Source organism: Chitinophaga sp., from assembly GCF_036566945.1.
In the GTDB taxonomy this organism is placed as follows: Bacteria; Bacteroidota; Bacteroidia; order Chitinophagales; family Chitinophagaceae; genus Chitinophaga.
This window is the reverse complement of sequence record NZ_DATCVJ010000014.1, coordinates 1-5,159: the sequence shown is the minus strand read 5'-3', so window position 1 is coordinate 5,159 and position 5,159 is coordinate 1. Positions and strand designations below refer to the sequence as shown.

Here is a 5,159-nt window from a genome sequence, read left to right as displayed (position 1 = left end):
AGCTAAAAGCTAAAAGCTAAAAGCTAACAGCTAACAGCTCTCTCAATATTTCGCTGCCTGGCCAGCTTTCGGGAGAGAGGCTTTTATAAATTCCCGGATATCATTATTCCCGGTAGTAAGGTCATCTTTCCGGAGGTACATCATATGACCGCTCCGGTAGCCACGCCAGGAAAGCCGATCTTTCAAACGTCCGCCGGGATCCATTTGCCACATGCTATATTTGGCGTTGAAATAATCACAGGCGCCGTCATAGTAACCGGATTGTATCATTACATGCAGGTAAGGATTAGCCGCCATAGCGTCCCGCAGGTTGGCGCCGGTATTATCGCCACTATTATCCCAGGGGTGTACCGGACCAAACATCATGTACTTTAAATCGGTATGGAACTTCAGTTCTTCCCTGAGGTAAATATTAATGGCAGGCGTAAAAGCATGCAGCCACGAGGTCAGCTCTGCATTGTAATCCGGGCCGTTTCCTGCATCTTCCCGATCGATGCCCTTATAGCGGGAATCTAATCTCCCTACAGTATATCCTTTATCTCTCAGTAATTCTTTCCAGAAAAAATTAGGCGGTACGTCGAGGTTATGCTGCAGCACTACTTTCTCTGACAACCCGGAGTAACGGGCCATTTTAGTGGCTATATTTTTACGTTGCTGTTCGTCCAGAAAGCCGCCCTGGCTGATAGCCGGGATTAGTTCATGAATGGTAAAGTCTTCCACTTCCGGTAACACCGCGGTCAGGTCTTTCTGTTGCAGATCGGCAGGCAATGCCTTGTGATACCAGGCGGTAGCTGTAAAGTAGGGCAGGCGTAAAGCTGCATCTACAGGCCCGTTACGGGAAATTCCCAGATCGGTGGGAGACACTAGAATCACCCCGTTCAGGTACATCCATTGGGCATTTTGCAACTCCAGTGCCAGTCCTGATACCCGGGTGGTACCATAGCTTTCGCCAATAAGGTATTTGGGAGATGCCCATCTGTTCTGCCGGGACACAAAAGTATTGATCCATTCAGCGAGGTAGTGAATGTCGGCATTTACTCCGAAGAATTTTTCCCTGGGCACATCCTTGCCCAGTACTCTGGAGAAACCTGTATTGGCAGGGTCTATATAGATGATATCTGCGATGTCAAGAATGGATTCCCGATTTTCGTGTATGCCATAAGGTTGTACCGGGTATCCTTCTTCGTCGATATTCAGCAACCGGGGACCTGTATAAGCGATCTGCATCCACACAGAGGGGGTGCCGGGGCCTCCATTGAAAGAGATCACCAAAGGCCGTGCATTGCGGTCTTTTACGTCTGTTCTTTCATAATAGGTGTAAAAGAGTCCGGCCAGCACTTTGCCGTCCTGATCCCAAACGGGCTGTGTACCAGCAATCGCTTTATAGGGAATCTTCTGGCCTTTTACGGTCACGTCGTGATAGGTAGTCACCGTGGTGTCGGGGTTCAGTGTAACCGACCAATGTGATGGCAGGTCTTCTTTCAAAGAAGGAGCAGGCGTGCTTTTCTTTTGTTGTGCCTGTGCAGATGGCAGGGCTGCAATGCCCGCCATTACCAGCGACAGCATGATTGGCTTTTTCATTAAGTTCATGAAGCAGATCTTGATTGACTTTAAAGATTGTGTAAATGCGGGATAAATTCAAGCATTTTGGGATGGACGGTCTCCCTTTGGCTGAAAGTCGCTGGGTCTTTTCCCTACCAGTTTAAAAAAGGTATTACTGAAAGCAGAAACGCTGTTATACCCGGTATCCCAGGCAATTTCGTTGATGGTTTTCCCTGTTTCCAGGAGGTATCCCATGGCTTTAATCATCCTGGCCAGTTTCAGGTATTGAAAGAAGGAAATATCCATGGTAGCGCGGAACAAGCGCGTGAGGGTTCGTTCACTATAACTGAATTCATGTCCTACACTTTCGAGCGACAACGGTTCTCCCAGGTTTTCCTGTATGTACTTCAAAACGGGCTGCAGCCGTGGATTGTCAGTGGTGGGCAGCGTAATGGGCAACGGCACTGTACTGATTTCAGGCAGCATGTTCTTAATTGCCTTAATGAATATAAAGCGTTTGTCGCCCGGCAACACATTTCCATCCCAGGAAGCGGTATGAAGAATCATCTCCAATAGCAAATTCCCAACCGGGTAGATACCTGTTTTATTATAAAAGGGATCGTCCTGGTCTTCCGGTTCACTAAAAAAGTAAATGGTGCGTATGTAATTGGCCGGATACCGGTGCTGGAAGTAGTGTTCCACGCCTGCAGGCACCCACATGTAATGCCGCGCAGGCAGGAAGTAGGTTTTATCTTTTGTATATAAAAAAGCAGCCCCGCCCTCAACATAGGTGAGCTGTCCTTTGTTATGCTTATGGTAGGAAAAATGATGCTCCGTTTTCCAATGCCATACAAATGCGGATTCCGGAATGGCATCAACATCTTCCAGTACGAGTTGTGGATCAATATCTTTCATTTGGCCGGATCTAACAATTTTATGGCAATTTATAGAAAATAAATTAACTAATAGGATCGGAACTTTGCATCTTCATCACAATAGATATGTCTACAATAATTAATAAGTGGCTGGCAGGAACAGTGTTTATCTCACTATTCAGCATCCAAACGGCCTTTAGTCAGGACCCTGAGAACAATACCCTAACGTTAACGGATGTATGGAAAAAAGCAGATGCTTATAACCGCCAGTTGCAAATGCAATATCTCCGGGTGGAAAGCATGGAGGAACGCACCAAAGCTGCAAAAGATGAGCGTTTACCGGAAGTAAAGGCTAATGGTGTGTATGCCCGTGTTTCCAATCTCGCTATTTACGAAGATGGTCTTTTTAATTCGCCTACCCAATACCCTGTCGTGCATGGCTACTACCAGCTGGGTGCGGATGCTTATTTCAATGTATATAACGGTGGCAAAACCAGCCGGGAAATCAAAGCCAGACAAACAGAAGCCGCGCTGGCCAAAGAACAGCAAAACCTTTCAGGTACAGAGATTCGCTATAAAGCAGCCTCCCTTTACCTTGATATCTATCGGGGACGGATGTACGAAAAAGTAATGTTGCAGGATATCCATGAAAGAGAGAAAGAACTGGAAGAGATCCGGCAGCTGAATAAAAATGGCGTGGTACTTAAAAGTGACCTGTTGCGCGCAGAGCTGAAATTATCCAAACAAAAAATGACACTGCTGGAAATCAGGAATGGCATCGCCATCGCTAACCAGCGGCTGAACATCATGATAGGGCAACCAGATAGTATAGACAATCAACTGTCTATTGACACACTGCTGATACCTCAAACACCTGCACGCACCTACGAAGATTATGTAGCAGACGCCTACGAACATTCCTTTGCCTTTAAGATTTCTGAGAAAGAAACGGCGCTGAGCGAATTGAAATTAAAGGACGTGAAAAGTAATATTCTTCCTAAAGTAGGACTGTATGCCGAGTACGCCTATACGTACCCTCAGATACTCTTTTATCCTTACTCCATTGCGCCATATGGCTTCGGACAGGTAGGCGTAAAAGCAGGGGTACCTATCTCTGCATTGTATCAAAACAAACATAAAAAACAGGAAGCAAAGATAAACCTGGAGCGACAGGAAATTGAACACGCAGATACGAAAGACCAGGTAAGACAAGAAGTGAAAGCAGCTTACCTGCGTTATACCGAAGCCCTCACCCGCATAGGTGTGGCCAATGATAACATTACACAGGCAAAAGAGAATTTCCGGATTGTCAATAATACCTATTTTAATCAGCTGTCTTTACTGACCGACCTGCTGGATGCTGAAACACAGTTACTGCAATCCCGCTTTGATCTTACCACCGCGGAAGTGACCGCACAGTTACAATACTATCAATTACTGAAAGCAACAGGCAACCTTTAATATATGAAGACGAACACCAATACCAAAACCAATAAAACGGACAGACTCATTTCACGTATCACCACGATCATCGCATCTATTGTAGTGGTATGCCTGGCTATCTGGGGAATCAAAACGTTACTGCACCAAATGAGGTTTGAAGAAACCAATGACGCGCAGGTAGATGAATACATAAACCCGGTAGTGGCCAAGGTGACTGGCTACATAGAAGAAATCCGGTATGAAGAAAACCAGGAAGTGAAAAAAGGGGATACACTGGTGATCATCGACAACAGCGAATATGCCGCGCAGCAACAGGAAGCGGAAGCCTCGCTGTTGAACGCCAAAGCACAGGTAGCCATACTGGAAAGTAATGTCAGCACCACGGCACAATCATCTAAAGTATACCAATCGCAAATAGCTGCTGCTAAAGCAAAGCTCACGCATCAGGAACAGGAATATGACCGCTATAAGAAATTATTTGATGTAGAATCTGCTACCAAACAACAACTGGAAAGGGTAGAGGCGGCACTGGCCGTAGCCCGCTCAGATTACAACACCGCTTTGGATGCTTACCAGGCATCACTGGCAAAGATCAACGATGCGAAAGTGCAGCAAAGCGCACTGGAAGCGGAAATCAAGCGGAGAATGGCAGTCGTGACAAAAAATGATCTCAACGTTTCGTATACTATTATTACAGCGCCCTACAATGGAAAGATGGGCCGCCGTACCATTCAGCCTAAACAGCTCGTGCAGGGGGGACAAGTGCTGGCCTACATTGTAGACTGGGAAGCCGGTAAATGGGTAGTCGCCAATTTTAAGGAAACCCAGATCCGTCATATGAGCGTGGGGGAAACCGCGCAAATAGCGGTAGACGCTTTTCCTGGCAAGACACTCACGGGTAAAATTGAATCGCTGTCGGGCGCCACAGGGAGCCGTTTCTCACTGTTGCCACCAGACAATGCCACGGGTAATTTCGTGAAAATTGCCCAGCGTATTCCCGTGCGTATCCGCCTGGACGGCACGCCGGAGGAATTGAAATTATTATCGGCCGGTATGAATGTGAATGTATCTATTGCAAAAGAACGTAACTAATCATGGGGCAAGGTAAACCGATATTCCGCTCATGGGTGCCCGAATGGCTGATCCGGCTCACGATTTTACTGGTGTTGTTCCCCACGGTGATGCTGTTTGCATTGTCTACGGCTAACGTGAACGCAGCTACGGGATTTTATGGCGCAGAACCGCAGGATATCCAATTCTCTATGCTGGTGTATTACGCGTCGTTAGTGGCATTCACGC

At 46.7% G+C, this 5,159-nt stretch carries 4 protein-coding genes and 1 pseudogene; 3 read left to right on the top strand and 2 right to left on the bottom strand.

The window, feature by feature from the left end; all coding sequences use genetic code 11:
- Nucleotides 1–42 precede the first annotated feature (42 nt).
- A complete protein-coding gene (locus tag VIP81_RS00385) occupies nucleotides 43–1,581 on the bottom strand; it encodes a S10 family peptidase (protein ID WP_331956490.1) in 1,539 nt (512 codons plus the stop codon).
- Nucleotides 1,582–1,638: 57 nt separating this feature from the next.
- Entirely contained in the window at nucleotides 1,639–2,457 is an 819-nt protein-coding gene (locus tag VIP81_RS00380; protein WP_331956489.1) for an AraC family transcriptional regulator, read from the bottom strand.
- 86 nt (nucleotides 2,458–2,543) lie between these two features.
- Between VIP81_RS00380 and VIP81_RS00375 the strand changes: the two genes are divergently transcribed.
- The 3 genes and pseudogenes from VIP81_RS00375 to VIP81_RS00365 form a co-directional block, all read left to right on the top strand.
- Entirely contained in the window at nucleotides 2,544–3,878 is a 1,335-nt protein-coding gene (locus VIP81_RS00375) for a TolC family protein (RefSeq protein WP_331956488.1), read from the top strand.
- Nucleotides 3,879–3,881: 3 nt separating this feature from the next.
- Entirely contained in the window at nucleotides 3,882–4,952 is a 1,071-nt protein-coding gene (locus tag VIP81_RS00370; RefSeq protein ID WP_331956487.1) for an HlyD family secretion protein, read from the top strand.
- A 2-nt stretch (nucleotides 4,953–4,954) separates the two neighbouring features.
- Nucleotides 4,955–5,159, top strand: a pseudogene (locus VIP81_RS00365) (hypothetical protein); the annotation flags it as partial.